This is a genomic window from Paenarthrobacter sp. RAF54_2 (genome assembly GCF_052113945.1).
GTDB lineage: Bacteria > Actinomycetota > Actinomycetes > Actinomycetales > Micrococcaceae > Arthrobacter.
Map to the genome: position 1 here is coordinate 132,796 of NZ_JBFRDV010000002.1, position 15,385 is coordinate 148,180.

Sequence of the window (15,385 nt, forward strand, 5' to 3'; positions counted from 1 at the left end):
GGCTAAGGCTGGGCCTTGATCGCCGTCTCCGCCGCCGGCTTGGCAGCTCCCGTTGTCGGCGTTTTCCGGGGCAGAAGCAGCGTGATTCCACCGGCCGCCGCGGCGACCAGCAACGCAATCAGCCCGATGGTCCAAGCGTTCAACCCCTGTGACGTGCTGGCAGCCGTGGCGGCTTCCTGGGTTTCCGGCTCCACAGACACGATGTCACCCGGATTTGCAGTGCCAGCCGGAGGAGGCGGAAGCGCGGGTAGGCCAGCGGCTGACGCAGCTGTCTCGCCCGTTGCGGGGATCACGACGGCGGGTGCCGGTTGCCACGGCATCAGCGCCGGGGCTGATCCAGCCAACTGGTGGACGTCGACCAGCGGCAACCCACCAAGCTGGACAGCAGCCTCAGCGGCCTTGACTGCTCCGGCCTGCCGTGCAGCCTCAGCCTGCCGCGCCGCTTCAGCCTGCCGCGCCGCCTCCGCCGACTTGGCAGCGTCGGCCGCCGTCCCGGCGTCGAGCGTTGCCTTGTCTGCCAGTCCGGCGAGTTCGGCGATCATCGCGTCGACCGACGCTACGTGGGCGGCGGTGGCCCTGTCACGCTCAGCAGCGGCTGTTTTTCCGGTGGTCATGAACGCTTGAAGGTCAGCCCGACTGCCGTCGAGGGCGACACTGGCAGCTGCCCGCACCTCTGGTGTTGAATCCAAGGCGAAGGTCGTCTGGACCCGGTTATCCAAGGCCAACGCTTGATCAAATCCGTATTCCAGGAAGTACCGGACATCTGCATGATTGGCGGAACTTAGAGCGGCGTCGGCGGCTGCGTTTACGTGCCCGCCACCAAGGTGGAGAAGCTGGTAAACGCGCTGCCGGTCCCCGCCCATAGCAGAGCCATCCAGTTTGACCGCCGCCGCGTAGCCACTGGTGATGAAGGCCTTGATCCCGGAGTCTCCTGCCAGGAGGGCAGCTTCAGCGGCCTTCTTCACCTCCGGCGTGCCGGTAAGCGCCAGATCCAGTGTGGCCTGCCGGGCTTCCTTAATGCGGGCATCGAGATCGGTTCCCGGTGCGGTAATGGCTGCCAGTAGCTCCGGAATTTCGCGGGCCGCCTTCGCGAAGGCAGCCTTGGCTGGCTCCTCGGATGTCAGCAGCGCAGTATCCGTGGCCTGACGAGGCGAAGCCAACGATGAAAGGAAGTCCCTGTCCGCGACGAGACGCGATGAGTCCGCTGACCTGGCAGCAGTGGCCCTGCTTCGGGCCTGCTCGACGGCGGCCCTCGCCCTCTCCGCCACGACGGCGGCGCCGTTTGGGTTGGCTGCGACGTCTGTCTTGACCTGCTGCAGCAGCCCAGCCAGTGCCGCGGTTTCAGTGTGATGGTCTGAGACGACGAACTGCCCGTAGCGAAGGAAGTCTGCAACGAAGTCCGGGCTGGAGGTGTCGAGGGCAGCTTGAGCTCCGAGAGTTACCTCAGGCACGGGGGAATTGGTCAGGTAGTAGACCGCCTCCCGATCCTGGCCTTGCGCGATCTTCCGCCACCCCTCAAGCACGAACTGCTCAATGGCTTCCTCGCCGGAGTCCAGGCTCTTGGAAGCGGCAGCACTGATTTGAGTGTTCTTAGTGCTGGTGAAATATGTGGCCGTCGTCCGAAGATCGCCCTTCCACGTGCTCGCCCAGCCGTCGGACAAAAAGGCAACCGTTGCGGCGTCGGAAATGAGGGCTGCTTTCGCGGAGGACCGTACATGCGGACTCCCCCGCTTCGTCAGCTCGGTGACCAGCTCCTTGCGGTCCGCTGCCAGCGCAACATCCTGTCCGCCGTCGAGGAATGCCTGGACGGCCTCGGGACCGCCCACCAAGGCAAGCTGGGCTGCCGCGCGCGTCGCCGGGCCACCTGTCCTCCACAGATCAAGGACGCCGGCCGCATCAACAGCGCGCTTCACAAAAGGAACGGGAGCCTGCGAGGCGAGGGGAATCTCAAACTCAGGAATGTCATATGCACGGGCGGGGGCGGCGAAGAGCAGGGATGCCCCCGCGATCAAGGCAACAACGGCCGCGGCCCAACGACGGCGGGCAGCACGGATGGAAGCAACACGGAAAGCAGACATCAAGAGTCCCCCAAGAAAGATGCGATGACAGCGTCCGAGCCATCCAGCGGCGATGACGCATGAGCGAGGTGCCTAACCGGGGTGACTAGCTGTCCGCGGACATCGTATCTGAGATTCGACTGTGACTCCTGTCGCACTGTCTGCGATCAAAGACACCAAACCCCCGTGAGGCCAATCACAGGGCGGCCAAAAGTGATCTGCTGGATAGCGATCCCCTCCCAAAGACGAGAAGGTTTTACCATGCAACAAACCACGCTGGCTTCGAAGGACACCGTCCTCCAAGCCGCCGGTACGGCACTCAGCCGTGGCCTCAACGTCCGTCACATCCGCTTCATGGCGCTCGGATCTGCGATCGGCACGGGACTGTTTTACGGTTCTGCGTCCGCCATACAGAAAGCCGGCCCCGCCGTACTTTTGGCCTACATCATCGGCGGTGCTGCCGTCTTCATGGTCATGCGCGCACTAGGGGAAATGGCCGTCCGACACCCTGTTTCCGGCTCATTCGGCCAATACGCGAGCAAGTACCTGGGACCGTTCGCAGGCTTCGTGACCGGCTGGACCTACGTGTTCGAGATGGCGATCGTGGCCATCGCCGACGTCACCGCCTTCAGCATCTACATGGGCTTCTGGTTCCCACAGGTGGACCGCTGGATCTGGGTGCTCGCGATCATTCTCTTCCTGGGCGCCATGAACTTGTTGAGCGTGAAGGTCTTCGGTGAACTGGAGTTCTGGTTCTCGCTGATCAAGGTGGTGGCCATCATCGCCATGATCGTCGGAGGCGCAGCAATCGTCGTCTTCGGCTTCCAAACAGGCGACGGCGGCGGGGTGGCACCGGGGTTGGGGAACCTGGTTAACCACGGCGGTTTGTTCCCGAACGGCTTCGAAGGGCTCCTGGCCGCGTTCGCCGTCGTCATGTTTGCCTTCGGTGGGATCGAAACAATCGGCATTACCGCTGGCGAAGCCGCCGATCCCAAAAAGGTCATCCCGCAGGCAGTCAACACCGTGCCGGTCCGTGTCCTGCTGTTCTACGTCCTGACCCTGGGCGTGTTGATGAGCATCTTCCCGTGGAACGAAATCGGCAGCAGCGGAAGCCCGTTTGTACAAATCTTCGACGGCCTGGGCATCCCGGCTGCACCGCACATCCTCAATGCCGTGGTCATCACTGCAGCCCTTTCCGCTATCAACAGCGACATCTTTGGAGCTGGCCGCATCCTGTTCGGACTAGCCCAGCAGGGCCATGCTCCGAAGAGCTTCGGCAAGATTTCCAGGCACGGCGTCCCCTGGATGACGGTAGTAATGATGGGCGGAATACTGCTCGTGGGCGTCGTGCTGAACGCAGTGATCCCGGAAGACGTGTTCGTGCTGATCGCTTCGATAGCAACGTTTGCCACAGTGTGGGTGTGGGTGATGATCCTGGCTTCGCACGTTGCCATGAAGCGGGAGATCAAGCGCAAGGGCCTTCCGGCGTCGGAATTCGGTTCACCCCTGTGGCCGGCAGCATCCATTCTGACCATGACGTTCATGGCCATGGTGATCGTGATCCTCGGGGTCTTCGAGGACACCCGCGTTGCACTCTATGTCGGCGGCACATGGCTGATCCTGCTGTTCGTGGCTTACAAGTTGTGGGTCCGCGGTGGTGGCCTGCGTCGTGCCGAGCTCGTGGACGAGACGGCGTCGATCCCCTTGGTGAAGGCTCCGTAGCTCCGGTGCCGAGGTGACAGTTAAACCCCATGTTCTGGAGGAACATGGGGTTTAACTGTCACCTCACTGGGGCTCGGTTCAGATGGCAGCAGCAGCGGAGCGGACGGCCACGGACAAGGCAGTTGCCGGGCGCCCGATCAGTTTCCTGAGATCACCGGTGGTCACCAAAAGGTCGCCGCGACCAATGCCCAGATCGGTGTCGGCCAGGATCTGCGCGAAGCCTTCCGGCACCCCTGCGCCCGTCAGGAGATCGGCGTATTGGTCTGCCGGGAGGTCTCGGTATTCGATGGACTTGCCTGATGCAGCGCTAATTTCGGCGGCCAGCTCGTCCAAGGTAAATGCATCGTCACCGCCCAACTCGTAGATCTTGCCGGCCTGGTGCTCCGCAACCAGAACCGCGGCCGCAGCTTGCGCGTAGTCTGCGCGGGAGGCACCGCTAACCTTGCCGTTTCCGGCACTGCCCGCAAGCGCGCCCTGCGCAAGGGTTCCCGGCAACTGGTCGGTGTAGTTCTCGATGTACCAGCTATTGCGAAGGAGGACGAAGGGGACGCCGGACTCTTTGAGGATGGATTCCGTGGCCTGGTGCTCTGTAGCCAGCTTCATGCGGGTGGTGTCTGCGTTGGCAATGCTGGTGTAGGCGAGAAGCTCCACACCCTCGGCTTTTGCCGCCTCGATAACCGTGCGGTGCTGCTCTACCCGCTGGCCTACGGCGCTTCCCGATATGAGAAGGACCTTGGTGGCACCCTTAAGCGCCTGGGCGACCGACGCAGCGTCGTCGTAGTCCATTGCAGCGGCGCGAACGCCGCGGGCAACGAAATTGGACAGCTTTTCAATGGAGCGCCCGGTGGCGACAATGCTGTCAGCGGGTACATTGCGTTCAAGGAGGGCCTCTATGACATGGCGGCCCAGCTGGCCTGTTGCTCCGGTGATGACGATGCTCATGACTGGTTCCTTTCAAGGAAATTGATGGGACGGTCACCGATCACAACCAACGCTTCCGCAGATAACTTCCCGAAAGAGAGCACGCACTTTAAGGTAAGGTACTGACATGAAAGTAAGTACCCTCCCGGCCGCCGTCGCTGACGGCGTCTTCCCTGCCGGCTGCCCCAGCCGGACAGTACTGGACCACATCACCAGCAAATGGGGAGTGCTGATCCTGCTTTCGCTATCCGAAGGCGATCAGCGATGGAGCGAACTGCGCCGACGTGCTGAGGGCGTCAGCGAAAAAATGCTGGCCCAAACCCTGAAAACGCTCGAACGGGACGGGCTGCTACGCCGCGACGCACAACCCGTCATCCCGCCGCGCGTGGACTACAGCCTGACTGAACGCGGCCGCGAGCTCACGGCACTGCTTATACCCCTGGTGACCTGGGCCTTTGATAATGCCGACGCAATCATCGGCGGCCAAAGTTAGCCCGGATCTCCGCGCCGAAACTACAGTTAATGCCAATGTTCGCGTCGAACATTGGCATTAACTGTCACCTCGCAGCGAGCTACCGGGCCGACCACCCGCCGTCCATGGTGTAGCTCGCGCCGGTGACCATACCCGCGTCGTCGGAGGCCATCCAGGCAGCCAACGACGCAACTTCCTCAACCTCCACCAGCCGCTTCACCGCCGACTCCGTCAGCATGACCTTGGCCAGCACCTCTGCCTCGGGGATGCTGTGGAGTCGCGCCTGATCAGCAATTTGCTTCTCAACAAGCGGAGTCCGGACGTACCCGGGGTTGATGCAGTTGGACGTCACTCCGTGCTCGCCGCCCTCCAAGGCAGTGACCTTGCTGAGCCCTTCGAGGCCATGCTTCGCGGAGACGTAAGCACTCTTGTAGGCCGAAGCACGGAGCCCGTGAACCGAGGAGATGTTGATAATCCGGCCGAACCCATTGGCGTACATGTGTGGGAGCGCGGCCCGGATAAGGAGGAACGGTGCCTCCAGCATCAGGGCGAGTATCCGCCTGAATTCAGCAGGTTCGAACTCCTCGATCGGCGCTACTTTCTGGATGCCGGCGTTGTTGACCAGGATGTCGCAGTCAAGGCTGAGGGCGGCCAGGGCGTCGACGTCCAACAGGTCCACAGTCCAGGCAGTGCCGCCCAGCTCGTCGGCGAGGGCCGCAGCTCCGGAGGCATCGACGTCGGCCACTACAACTTTCGCCCCGCGGGCGGCGAGCGCGCGGGCGCAGGCTGCCCCGATTCCGCTGGCACCGCCGGTGACCAGTGCTTTGCGCCCGTTCAGGGAGTTGTCCATGGAGCTAGCCTTTCGCTGCCGTGCCAACAGAAGACGTGGTCAGTCCATGCCGCAAGGCGTCGGCTTCGTCCACGTCCTGCAGCGCGATGCCCTTGGTTTCCTTCAGCGAAACGACGGCGACGACGGTGATCGCGCAGGCGACGACGAGGTAGATCGCGGTGGGGAGCCAGGAGCCGGTGTCCTTGAGCCATTGTGTTGCCAGCAGCGGAGCGAGTGACCCTGCGAAGATCGACGTAACCTGTGAGCCGAGCGAGACCCCGGAGTAGCGCATGCGGGTGGGGAAGAGCTCGGACATGATGGCCGGCTGGCCTGCGTACATGAACGCGTGCAGGCACAGCCCGATGGTCACGGCCAACACGATGACCACGGCGTTTTTGGTGTCGAACATGGGGAACGCGAAGAACGGCCAGGTTGCGCCGGCGACGGCTCCTACGAGGTACACGGGCTTGCGACCCCACGCGTCAATAAGACGCCCAATCTGCGGGATGACAAGGAAGTGGATCACGTGCGCGATAAGCAATGCCAGCAGCAGCGATGACGTGTCGTACTTGTGGACGCTCTTGAGGTAGACGATCGCGAAGCTGACCACCAGGTAATACATGATGTTCTCGGCAAAGCGGAGGCCCATGGCCTGCAGGATGCCCTTGGGATATTTGCGGATGACTTCGCCAACGCCGTAGCTGATGGCCTTCGATTCCTCCACCTGCGCCTTGGCCTCGAGGAAGATGGGTGCCTCGGTGACGTGGGTACGGATGTAGTACCCGACGAACACGATCACGGCGGAAAGCCAGAATGCTACACGCCAGCCCCAGCCCAGGAATGCCTCGCTGCTCAGTGTGGTGGACATGGTGAACAGAACTGCGGTGGCCAGAAGATTGCCCACCGGCACTGCTGCCTGCGGCCAGGATGACCAGAAACCGCGCGACTTGTTGGGGCTGTGTTCAGCTACCAGGAGCACGGCACCTCCCCACTCGCCACCAAGGGCGAATCCTTGGATGAAGCGAAGCGCCACCAGCATGGCCGGTGCCCAGTAACCCAGATCGGCGAAGCCGGGGAGGCAGCCCATGAGGAACGTCGAGACGCCGACGATCACAATGGTCAGCTGGAGCGTGGGCTTGCGGCCCAGTTTGTCGCCGATCTGGCCGAAGACGATTCCGCCGAGCGGGCGGGCTACGAAGCCAACCGCGTAGGTCAGGAAGGCCTGGATGATGCCGTCCAATTCGTTGCCAGTGCTCGGGAAGAAGTATTTGCCGAAAACCAGCGTTGCTGCGGTGGCGTACAGGAAGAACTCGTACCACTCCACCACTGTCCCCACCATGGACGCAGCGACGATCTTCTTAAGGCCGGAGCCCTTGCCGGATTGGTTCCCGGCCTTTGATGTGGAGCGCTGCTCTACGCTCATATCCATCTCCTCAGTGTCCTCGTTGACCCTTTTGACGTGCTGTGATCCACAACACGAAATGCTCCACTGAGTATTACTGCAGATTCAGCCCTCCTCAATGACCAATCCGGCACCAAGTGTGTGCAGAATTGCAGATATGAATCCCAATCCGGACGATCTCCTCATCCTCCTCGCCGTCTCACGCTCAGGAAAATTCACGACGGCGGCGCAAGCCTTGGGCCTGAACCACACCACCGTTTCGCGCAGGATAGCGGCGCTGGAAAAGGCTCTGGGCGGTCGCGTTCTCGCGCGCGCCGCCGGAGGCTGGGAAGTCACGGAGTTGGGTGCGGAGGCGGTCCTTGTCGCTGAACGTGTCGAAGCTGCGGTGGGCGCGCTGGGACCCAGCGACGGCGCACCTGACCCCATTACCGGCGTCGTACGGATGACCGCAACCGATGGTTTTAGCGCCTACATCGCCGCTCCGGCAGTGGCCCGGCTTCGGCGCGATCACCCTGGGCTCAGCGTAGAGATTGTCACCGTGACGCGGCGGGCGCTTCAGCAACGCTCAGGCTTGGACATCGAGGTAGTGGTTGGGACGCCACAGGTTCACCGGGCAGAGGCGATCCGCTTAGGCGAGTATCGGCTGGGAATGTACGCCTCGCGCGCCTACCTTGCGGACAATGGCACGCCGGGCACCATCGAGGAACTGACGCAGCATCAATTGGTCTACTTCGTGGATTCCATGCTCCAAGTGGACGACCTTGATGCACCGAGGAGGCTGGTCCCAACCATGCGCGATGGCCTCAGCTCCACCAACGTTTTCGTGCATGTGGAGGCGACAAGAGCGGGTGCTGGCGTGGGATTCCTGCCGTGTTTCATGGCCGATCGCCACGCAGACTTGGTCCGACTCCTGCCATCCGACTTCGCCGAGCTGCTCCCCTACTGGATGGTCCTCCGTCCCGACTCGATGCGCCGCCCAGCGGTAGCCGCCGTCGTGCAGGCCCTGCGAGAGGAGACGGAGAGCCGGCGCGAGGAGCTACTGGGCGCGGGGTGAGATGGAGGTTTGCAGACATTTCCTGCAGGAAATGCGAATTTTAAAAATAGTTGGATTCCGCATGGCCAACACGGTGTAGCATCCGTGTACGGGCTACTGATGCCCGCGACGCTTTGGGGGAAGTGATCATGTCATTCGTAAATGACGGTGCACCGCTCACCGCTTTTGGGATGGGCGCCTTTCCCTCGCCCGGCGCCCCTTCACCCCACCCGCTCCGCACGCTTTGCGTTGCCCGCCGGTCACGTGTCCTATGGAAGGACAATCATGAGCCAAAACCCTAATCTCGCGCCTTATCCCCCATCCCCAGGTTATGGACAACCGCAGCAGGTCGCCAAGTCCTTCCTCGTCACCTGGCTGCTTTCGCTTCTCCTGGGCGTCTGGGGCATTGATCGGTTCTACCTGGGCAAGGTGGGAACCGGAATCCTCAAATTGCTCACTTTTGGCGGTCTGGGCATTTGGGCTCTCATCGACCTGATTCTGGTGCTGGCGAACCATACGCGCGATAAGCGGGGGTTTCCGCTGGAGGGCTACGACAGGCACAAGAAAGTGGCCCTGATCGTCACCGGAGTCTTCGTGCTTCTAGGCATTCTCACAAATGTCGCCTTTGCCGCCTCTAGTTCCAGGTCACTTCCAGTTGTGGCCACGTCGAAAAACTCGGCATCTGCATCTGCTCCCGCAGCCACTGCAGATAGCTCCGCAAAGGCCGAGGCGGACGCGTCCGCCAAAGCGAAATCAGAGGCTGATGCGGCGGCAAAAGCTGCGGCAGACGCTCAAGCCAAGGCAAAGGCCGACGCTGATGCGGCCGCCAAATCTGCCGCTGATGCTGCCGCCAAAGCAGAGGCTGACGCCGCCGCGAAGGCGAAGGCCGATGCAGATGCTGCTGCGAAGGCTGCTGCTGACGCCGCCGCCAAGGCAGCCGCGGGGACGGTAAGTCAGCAGAACGCTCTACGGAAGGCTGGTAGTTACCTCCAATTCACCGCCTTCTCGTACCCCGGCCTCATCAAACAATTGGAGTTCGAGAAGTACTCAACAGAAGACGCCACGTGGGCAGTCGACCGAGTGAAGGTCGATTGGAACGAGCAGGCGGCTAAGAAGGCCAAGAGCTACTTGGAGTTCACTTCATTCTCCCGCTCCGGGCTCATCGACCAATTGCTTTTTGAGGGGTTCACGCCGGAACAGGCTGAGTTCGGAGTGAGCCAGACCGGCCTCTAGCATCACGAAAAGGTCAATCCATTAGCGGCGCAGCCGCCGGCGGATCGTGCCGAATCGGGGTCCCGGCGGCGAAGGCCCGCACTTGGGCGTCGTTCCAGATGTGTGCAGGGACGGCGCCGCCCAGGAGCTTGCGGGCCAGGGTTGGGTCGTCGCCGAATGGCACGTGGCTGCCGGCCATGATCATGTTTCCGTAGCGACGGCCCTTGAGCATGGCGGGGTCGGCGATGATCATGGTGTGCTCGAAGGTGTCCGCGATGGTGGCAGCGTCAGCGCGTGCGTTCTTCAGATCCGGGGCGTCGCCCGAGTTGACCACGTACAAGCCATCGGGGGCCAGGACGGCGTCGGCGTGGGCGTTGAACTCGCGGGTGGTAAGGGCGCGGGGCGTGAAGGCTCCGGCGAAGACATCCCTGATGATAAGGTCTCGCGTATCTGGGGTCAGGGACTCGGTCACTTCCCGAGCTTCGCCCACGCGGATCCGCAGCAAAGGCGCCTTGGGGAGTTCGAACCAGCCACGGACGTAGTCGGCGAGCTTCCCATCGAGCTCCACCACCACTTGCCGCGCATCCGGGTACGCCGCGTTGAAGTAACGCGCCATGGAACAAGCTCCCCCGCCCAGGTGCAGGACGCGAAGCTTTGGCTTGGCCTCCCGCGGCCACCTCGATTCCACCAGTGCAGCAATCCAGCGCATATATTCGAAGTCAAGGAACAGTGAATCGGCGAGGTCAATGTGCGAGCTCAGCACGCCGTTGATCTTCAGGAGCCAGCCGTTGTTATTGTCAGGATCGGGAATCAGTTCGCAGTCGCCGGTGTCGATGTAATAGACGCCTGCTACCGGGCCGTCAGGACGCGTGCCGGGAGGCACCTCGATGACTCCCGCCGTCGACCTTCCGACCCTGCCGGACTTGCCTGCTTTGCTGGGTTTACCGGGTTTGGCCACTAAAACCGCCCTGCCTGAGTCATAGCTCCAGCCTAGTAGAGGAGAGCCTGACCGCGTTCCACGAGAGCATTTACTAAGGATGCTTACCATTCGGCGCCATTGGGCCATAAGATCTCTTCATGGAAGCTTTGGGATCGGTTTGGGTGGAGGTGTTTACGGTCGCGTTCGCCTGGCTGACCGTGGTCTGCCTACTGATTGCCCGGGTGCCCAAACCGCCCAGCCTCCTGGAAGAGCCGCTCGAGGACGAGCCTTTCGAGGATCGACCACCCGGCAACACGGTACCGGCACCGGAAGCACGCCAAGGACGGCTACGCCATCTCCTTGCCAAGCCACGCGCAGCCAGGCGTCCCAGGCCACGGCACCACGAGCGGGCAACGCCCAACGCCTGACGGCTGGGCATCCGGACGTTAGAGCCCGACGCCGGGCCGCACCATCCGGTGTTCCGGAAGTGAGTACCACGAGGGGTCGCAAAGCTGCCGCTTGCCGTCGGGCACGAAGCCGTTGCGGCGGTAAAAGGCCTGGGCCCGCGGGTTGTCATCGAGGACCCACAGGTAAGCCGGGCCGTCACCCAGGAGCGCATCCACCAGCGCCTGACCTACACCGCGGCCATGAATCCGCTGAAGGGTGTACAGCATGAACAGCTCCACCTCGCAGGGGCTGTCCTCGTCCCTTCCCGGTCCTGAAGCCGCAATTCCTACCAATCCACCATCGGGATCATGGGCCAGCATCCGTGGATGGCCGGCCGCGATCGACGCCCTGTACCGCTCGATCCTGTCCTGCAGGGCAGCTTCCTGCTTCGCGAAGAATTCCGGCGGCAGCAAATGCCCATAACTCTCCCGCCAGGACTGGACATGCATGACGGTCATGGCTTCGGCGTCGTCAACCGTTGCCGTGCGCAGCGTGAAATCCATCGGCTACCGCACTCTGGCGATAGCGAAGCCGTCCCAGCCCTTGCTGCCGACAGTTTGGATTGCGGTGGCATCAAGTCGCGGGTCCTGGCCCAGCATTTCCAAGGCCTTGACGATGCCCGGCGCGTTTATCTCATCCCGCTCAGGCTCCAGGATGGAGCCGTCCCAGATGACGTTGTCGATCACGATCACCGTGCCCGGATGGCCAAGACGGATGGCCCAATCAAGGTAGTTGGCGTCGTTCTCCTTGTCCGCGTCGATGAACACGAAGTCGAAGGATTCCTCGCCGACCAATGTGGGAAGCGTGTCCAAAGCAGCACCTACCCTGATGTCCACCTTGTGCCCCACTCCTGCCGCGTCCACATTCGCCCGCGCGACGTCGGCGTGCTTTTGGAGGTACTCGCACGTCACCAGGCTGCCGTCGTCGGGAAGTCCCTGAGCCATCCAGATACTGCTGAAACCTGCCAAGGTGCCAATCTCCAGGACGTGCCTTGCTCCGGACAGCTGCACGAGCATCTTGAGCAGCTTCCCGGCATTCGGCGCCACTTCGATCTGTGGCATGCCTGCCTCGACTGCAGATGTCAGGGCGCGCTTATGGGCAGGATCAGGACGCACGACGACGTCAGTCAGGTAATGCTCGACGTCAATCCAACCGGGTTCAGCCACGTGTTCAATCATGGCCCCCAGTCTTGCACTGGTCACTGACAGTGGAAAGAGCTAGTCCGTGGTGGAAATTGCCTCTTCCAGACGCTCTACCTTGCCGGTCAGCTCACCGCTGTAACCGGGCCGTATGTCCGCTTTGATCACCAAGGACACGCGGCTGCCGAAGCGGCCCACAGCCTCCGTAGCCCGCTTAACGACGTCAAAGACCTCGTCCCATTCGCCTTCGATCGTAGTGAACATGGAGTCCGTCTGGTTCGGCAATCCGGACTCCCGGACGATCTTGACCGCGGCAGCCACGGCGTCGTGCACGGAGGCGTCGGGGGTGGGTCCGCCGTTGGTGGCGGATGCGGGCTGGCCTGAAGGGGCGACTGAGAATGCAAGCAACATGAAATCCAGTGTTTCACGTACTGGTTTGTCACATAACGGCCTACTCCTGCGTAACAACGGGTCAACCCCGCTCCGTTGCTACCCTGACAAGCATGGAACAGCCCTCCGAACGCAAGCCCCTCAGGGCCGACGCTGCACGAAATGTGGACAAAATCATCACCGCAGCCCGGCAGTGCTTCCGGGAACACGGTCCCGAAGTTCCCCTGCAGACCATCGCCGCCACGGCAGGAGTGGGTCCGGCAACGCTGTTCCGCAACTTCTCCGATAAAGAACAATTGGTACTTGCGGCCCTGTCCCGCCAACTCCGCCAGCATGTGGATCCTGTTGCCGATGCATCCCTCGAAGGCATGGATGCCGCCGAGGGTCTCATCAACGTCATCGACGCTGTGATGCAGGTGGCGAGCGAAGACGCCAACCTGCTTGACGCCGTCGCAGGCCGACGCGGACTCCTCATGGGCATTACCGGCGGCCTGATCGGCTCCATGGCCACGCTCCTGGAACGCGGTCAAGGCCAGGGTTCGCTGCGCCGCGATATCACCATTGAGGACATGGTCCGGCTCCTGGCCATGCTGATCGGCGCCGTAGACACCATGGAACCCGGCTCCGAAGCCTGGAAGCGTCCTGTGGCGCTCATTGAAGACGCCATCCGGACCGAACGTCCATCCCGCCCACTCCCGGAACAATCACCCATCCCCGGTGTGACGCTCACGGACGACGTTTAGCCGGCGGCCCTTGCTCCAGCCTCTGGAGGCCTGCCGCTACCAGGTCTAGGGTGGGAATGGCGGCCGGGTTGGCCGGTCGTCCGTCGAACTCGAACCCGACAGGAGCCGGCCATGACCCACCACATCAGCGCAATGATCGACGCCCATCCAAAGGGAACCGGTGTGCTGGCCAAGGAGAAGCTGGCCGAATGTATTGCCGCCTGCTTTGAATGCGCCCAAACTTGTACAGCCTGTGCCGACGCCTGTCTGGGCGAGTATATGGTGGCCCAGTTGACAGCATGCATCCGGACCGATCTGGACTGCGCTGATATTTGTGCTGCGACCGGGACCGTTCTGACGCGGCAAACCGGAACCAACTCCGCCATGGTGAGCGCAGTCCTCAAGGCATGCCAAACCGCCTGCGGAGTGTGCGCTGAGGAATGCGAACAACACGCACAGATGCACGAACATTGCCGGATCTGCGCGGAAGCCTGCCGCCGCTGCGAAGCCGCCTGCGCCGGCCTGCTAGCGAGTCTCACCTAAAACCGGTTAGCCCCAGCCGAGCAGCCTCAGCAACGCCGCTGCGGCAGCACCGGAAATAACCACCACCAGGAACGGGGCACGGAGCCAAAGAGCGACGGCGGCCGCTGCCAATGCGCCGATGCGGGCGTCCAATACCAAACCCTGTCCGGACGCGAGGGCATTCACCACCGTGAGAGACGCCAACAACCCAATGGTCATAGTGCCTGCGATGTGCATGATCCTGGGACTCTGAAGCAGCTTGGCCGGGACAAAGTAGCCCACCAGTTTGGTGAGGTAAGCAAGAGCGCACGCGATGAGGATCCAGAGCCAGAGGTTCACTCGTGCTCCCTTTTCCCGCCACGGTGGTGTCCGTGCGCCTGGTCTCGCTTTTCTGCGTAGGGGTCCAGGTCCGGCTCGAGTCCTTCATCCATGCGTGCATGGCTGAACCACCCGATCACGCCAGCCACGAGCGCAGCCACCAGAATGGGAACTCCCGAGGGAACAAACGGCACGGCGAGAATGGTCGCAAGGGCGCAAGCGGCGGCAATGGCCCAGGGTTCGCGCCCCTTCAGCCTTGGCCACAGCAAAGCGAGGAACGCAGCAACTGCAGCCCCGTCCAAGCCCCACTGCTTGGGGTCGCCCATCGCATCGCCGGCCAGGGCGCCGATGGCCGTGAAGATATTCCAGAGAATGAATATTCCGATCCCGGCAGTCCAAAACCCGCGCCGTTGCTCATCGGGGTCCGACTGGCCGGACGCAGTCGCCGTTGACTCATCGATGGTGACATGGGCTGAGATGTAGCGCCGCCATCCACGTGGACGCAGCATGGCGTTGATTTGCATGCCGTATATGCCGTTACGAAGCCCGAGGAAAGCGCTGGCCGTCATGGCTGCGACGCCAGATCCACCACCAGCCACTACTCCGATGAAAGCGAACTGCGAGCCCCCGCTGAACAGCAAAAGACTCAGCACCATTGTTTGCCAGAAATCAAAGCCCGACGCCACAGAAAGTGCGCCAAAGGACACGCCATAAAGGCCCGTGGCGATGCTCAGCGACAAGGCAATCTTGAAAGCTGGCGACTCCCTGAGTTTCAAGGGAACGGGTGGACCTCCACTCATTTCCGCAGGCTCCAAGACCACAGGATGAGCGGAACCTGAAGGGGCAGTCTAAGGGTGTGGGCGCGTCGCTGGCTGGGCGTGCCGTTGGGACCATATGCACGGCGGAGGGCATCAATATGCCCTGCAAGGAATACGGTAAACATGGCTGTTGTAGCGTCTGCAGCCACTTTGCGGGTGGCTGGGATGAGAAGGCCGACGGCGGCAGTCGCCTCGAGCAGGCCGCTGGAAGCGACCCATTCCTCACGGGACATAAGAGCCAGCGGACCATTCGACTGGCTTCCGGGCTCGTCCGTGCGGCACAAGTAGTCAGGTACAACCGCGTAGTAGAACCCGGGGTTGCGGAAATGCTGCATGGCACTGGCCAGGAGAAGTGCGCTCAGACCGATGGCAGAGGTGGTTTGGGTGGCACGGGCTGACCAGCGGAATGACATGAGACAACTCAATCACAAGCCCGGTGGGCCACCCTAAACTGCATCCAAC

Annotated in this window: 18 protein-coding genes; 7 read left to right on the forward strand and 11 right to left on the reverse strand. The window is 62.3% G+C overall.

What is annotated here, in order from left to right:
- Positions 1–2 precede the first annotated feature (2 nt).
- Complete coding sequence (locus AB4Y87_RS02050) at positions 3–2,078, reverse strand: ALF repeat-containing protein (RefSeq protein ID WP_442002826.1); 2,076 nt, start codon at positions 2,076–2,078, stop codon at positions 3–5.
- A gap of 240 nt (positions 2,079–2,318) precedes the next feature.
- On the opposite strand from AB4Y87_RS02050, the gene AB4Y87_RS02055 reads away from it, so the two are divergent.
- Positions 2,319–3,779: an amino acid permease gene (locus tag AB4Y87_RS02055; protein ID WP_442002827.1), complete on the forward strand. Its 1,461-nt coding sequence runs from the start codon at positions 2,319–2,321 to the stop codon at positions 3,777–3,779.
- A gap of 78 nt (positions 3,780–3,857) precedes the next feature.
- Here AB4Y87_RS02055 and AB4Y87_RS02060 read toward each other — a convergent pair whose 3' ends face one another.
- Positions 3,858–4,721, reverse strand: coding sequence for an SDR family oxidoreductase (locus tag AB4Y87_RS02060; RefSeq protein WP_442002828.1), 864 nt, complete (start codon positions 4,719–4,721; stop codon positions 3,858–3,860).
- Between the two features lie 106 nt (positions 4,722–4,827).
- On the opposite strand from AB4Y87_RS02060, the gene AB4Y87_RS02065 reads away from it, so the two are divergent.
- Complete coding sequence (locus AB4Y87_RS02065; protein WP_442002829.1) at positions 4,828–5,193, forward strand: winged helix-turn-helix transcriptional regulator; 366 nt, start codon at positions 4,828–4,830, stop codon at positions 5,191–5,193.
- Positions 5,194–5,272: 79 nt separating this feature from the next.
- Here the strand turns inward: AB4Y87_RS02065 and AB4Y87_RS02070 are convergent, their stop codons facing one another.
- The gene (locus AB4Y87_RS02070) at positions 5,273–6,022 is read right to left on the reverse strand and encodes a 3-hydroxybutyrate dehydrogenase (protein WP_442002830.1); all 750 of its coding nucleotides are present in this window, start codon (positions 6,020–6,022) and stop codon (positions 5,273–5,275) included.
- A gap of 4 nt (positions 6,023–6,026) precedes the next feature.
- Complete coding sequence (locus AB4Y87_RS02075; protein ID WP_442002831.1) at positions 6,027–7,424, reverse strand: MFS transporter; 1,398 nt, start codon at positions 7,422–7,424, stop codon at positions 6,027–6,029.
- Positions 7,425–7,560: 136 nt separating this feature from the next.
- Between AB4Y87_RS02075 and AB4Y87_RS02080 the strand changes: the two genes are divergently transcribed.
- On the forward strand, positions 7,561–8,457 hold the full coding sequence (locus AB4Y87_RS02080; RefSeq protein WP_442002832.1) for a LysR family transcriptional regulator: 897 nt from the start codon (positions 7,561–7,563) through the stop codon (positions 8,455–8,457).
- Positions 8,458–8,721: 264 nt separating this feature from the next.
- Positions 8,722–9,669 (forward strand): Ltp family lipoprotein, encoded by a 948-nt coding sequence (locus AB4Y87_RS02085; RefSeq protein WP_442002833.1) that lies wholly within the window; start codon positions 8,722–8,724, stop codon positions 9,667–9,669.
- 13 nt (positions 9,670–9,682) lie between these two features.
- Here AB4Y87_RS02085 and AB4Y87_RS02090 read toward each other — a convergent pair whose 3' ends face one another.
- Positions 9,683–10,531, reverse strand: a complete 849-nt coding sequence (locus AB4Y87_RS02090; RefSeq protein WP_442002973.1) for a spermidine synthase — start codon at positions 10,529–10,531, stop codon at positions 9,683–9,685.
- A gap of 194 nt (positions 10,532–10,725) precedes the next feature.
- On the opposite strand from AB4Y87_RS02090, the gene AB4Y87_RS02095 reads away from it, so the two are divergent.
- Positions 10,726–10,995, forward strand: a complete 270-nt coding sequence (locus AB4Y87_RS02095) for a hypothetical protein (protein ID WP_442002834.1) — start codon at positions 10,726–10,728, stop codon at positions 10,993–10,995.
- Between the two features lie 18 nt (positions 10,996–11,013).
- On the opposite strand, the gene AB4Y87_RS02100 is transcribed toward AB4Y87_RS02095, so the two are convergent.
- Genes AB4Y87_RS02100 through AB4Y87_RS02110 form a run of 3 tightly spaced genes read right to left on the reverse strand, consistent with a single transcriptional unit; the run spans position 11,014 to position 12,564 of the window.
- The gene (locus AB4Y87_RS02100; protein ID WP_442002835.1) at positions 11,014–11,517 is read right to left on the reverse strand and encodes a GNAT family N-acetyltransferase; all 504 of its coding nucleotides are present in this window, start codon (positions 11,515–11,517) and stop codon (positions 11,014–11,016) included.
- 3 nt (positions 11,518–11,520) lie between these two features.
- Entirely contained in the window at positions 11,521–12,192 is a 672-nt protein-coding gene (locus AB4Y87_RS02105; protein WP_442002836.1) for an O-methyltransferase, read from the reverse strand.
- Between the two features lie 39 nt (positions 12,193–12,231).
- Complete coding sequence (locus AB4Y87_RS02110) at positions 12,232–12,564, reverse strand: thiamine-binding protein (RefSeq protein ID WP_224094903.1); 333 nt, start codon at positions 12,562–12,564, stop codon at positions 12,232–12,234.
- Between the two features lie 92 nt (positions 12,565–12,656).
- Here AB4Y87_RS02110 and AB4Y87_RS02115 point away from each other — a divergent pair, with 92 nt between their 5' ends.
- Both AB4Y87_RS02115 and AB4Y87_RS02120 read left to right on the forward strand, forming a co-directional pair.
- Complete coding sequence (locus tag AB4Y87_RS02115; protein WP_442002837.1) at positions 12,657–13,286, forward strand: TetR/AcrR family transcriptional regulator; 630 nt, start codon at positions 12,657–12,659, stop codon at positions 13,284–13,286.
- A gap of 111 nt (positions 13,287–13,397) precedes the next feature.
- The gene (locus AB4Y87_RS02120; protein ID WP_442002838.1) at positions 13,398–13,808 is read left to right on the forward strand and encodes a four-helix bundle copper-binding protein; all 411 of its coding nucleotides are present in this window, start codon (positions 13,398–13,400) and stop codon (positions 13,806–13,808) included.
- A gap of 6 nt (positions 13,809–13,814) precedes the next feature.
- On the opposite strand, the gene AB4Y87_RS02125 is transcribed toward AB4Y87_RS02120, so the two are convergent.
- From AB4Y87_RS02125 to AB4Y87_RS02135, 3 genes are read right to left on the reverse strand one after another with little or no spacing between them, the layout of a single operon-like run.
- A complete protein-coding gene (locus tag AB4Y87_RS02125) occupies positions 13,815–14,126 on the reverse strand; it encodes an AzlD domain-containing protein (RefSeq protein ID WP_223947666.1) in 312 nt (103 codons plus the stop codon).
- Complete coding sequence (locus AB4Y87_RS02130; RefSeq protein ID WP_442002839.1) at positions 14,123–14,905, reverse strand: AzlC family ABC transporter permease; 783 nt, start codon at positions 14,903–14,905, stop codon at positions 14,123–14,125. Before AB4Y87_RS02130 ends, AB4Y87_RS02125 begins: the two co-directional genes overlap by 4 nt.
- A complete protein-coding gene (locus AB4Y87_RS02135) occupies positions 14,902–15,336 on the reverse strand; it encodes a DoxX family protein (RefSeq protein WP_442002840.1) in 435 nt (144 codons plus the stop codon). The genes AB4Y87_RS02130 and AB4Y87_RS02135 overlap by 4 nt, the downstream gene beginning before the upstream one ends.
- Positions 15,337–15,385 lie beyond the last annotated feature (49 nt).

Bases quoted from the DNA above. Each gene is read 5' to 3' on its own strand.
- AB4Y87_RS02085 (WP_442002833.1), top strand. From the start codon at position 8,722: ATGAGCCAAAACCCTAATCTCGCGCCTTATCCCCCATCCCCAGGTTAT.
- AB4Y87_RS02110 (WP_224094903.1), bottom strand. From the start codon at position 12,564: ATGTTGCTTGCATTCTCAGTCGCCCCTTCAGGCCAGCCCGCATCCGCC.
- AB4Y87_RS02130 (WP_442002839.1), bottom strand. From the start codon at position 14,905: ATGAGTGGAGGTCCACCCGTTCCCTTGAAACTCAGGGAGTCGCCAGCT.
- AB4Y87_RS02120 (WP_442002838.1), top strand. From the start codon at position 13,398: ATGACCCACCACATCAGCGCAATGATCGACGCCCATCCAAAGGGAACC.
- AB4Y87_RS02050 (WP_442002826.1), bottom strand. From the start codon at position 2,078: ATGTCTGCTTTCCGTGTTGCTTCCATCCGTGCTGCCCGCCGTCGTTGG.
- AB4Y87_RS02065 (WP_442002829.1), top strand. From the start codon at position 4,828: ATGAAAGTAAGTACCCTCCCGGCCGCCGTCGCTGACGGCGTCTTCCCT.
- AB4Y87_RS02070 (WP_442002830.1), bottom strand. From the start codon at position 6,022: ATGGACAACTCCCTGAACGGGCGCAAAGCACTGGTCACCGGCGGTGCC.
- AB4Y87_RS02080 (WP_442002832.1), top strand. From the start codon at position 7,561: ATGAATCCCAATCCGGACGATCTCCTCATCCTCCTCGCCGTCTCACGC.
- AB4Y87_RS02075 (WP_442002831.1), bottom strand. From the start codon at position 7,424: ATGAGCGTAGAGCAGCGCTCCACATCAAAGGCCGGGAACCAATCCGGC.
- AB4Y87_RS02135 (WP_442002840.1), bottom strand. From the start codon at position 15,336: ATGTCATTCCGCTGGTCAGCCCGTGCCACCCAAACCACCTCTGCCATC.
- AB4Y87_RS02105 (WP_442002836.1), bottom strand. From the start codon at position 12,192: ATGATTGAACACGTGGCTGAACCCGGTTGGATTGACGTCGAGCATTAC.
- AB4Y87_RS02055 (WP_442002827.1), top strand. From the start codon at position 2,319: ATGCAACAAACCACGCTGGCTTCGAAGGACACCGTCCTCCAAGCCGCC.
- AB4Y87_RS02100 (WP_442002835.1), bottom strand. From the start codon at position 11,517: ATGGATTTCACGCTGCGCACGGCAACGGTTGACGACGCCGAAGCCATG.
- AB4Y87_RS02115 (WP_442002837.1), top strand. From the start codon at position 12,657: ATGGAACAGCCCTCCGAACGCAAGCCCCTCAGGGCCGACGCTGCACGA.
- AB4Y87_RS02060 (WP_442002828.1), bottom strand. From the start codon at position 4,721: ATGAGCATCGTCATCACCGGAGCAACAGGCCAGCTGGGCCGCCATGTC.
- AB4Y87_RS02095 (WP_442002834.1), top strand. From the start codon at position 10,726: ATGGAAGCTTTGGGATCGGTTTGGGTGGAGGTGTTTACGGTCGCGTTC.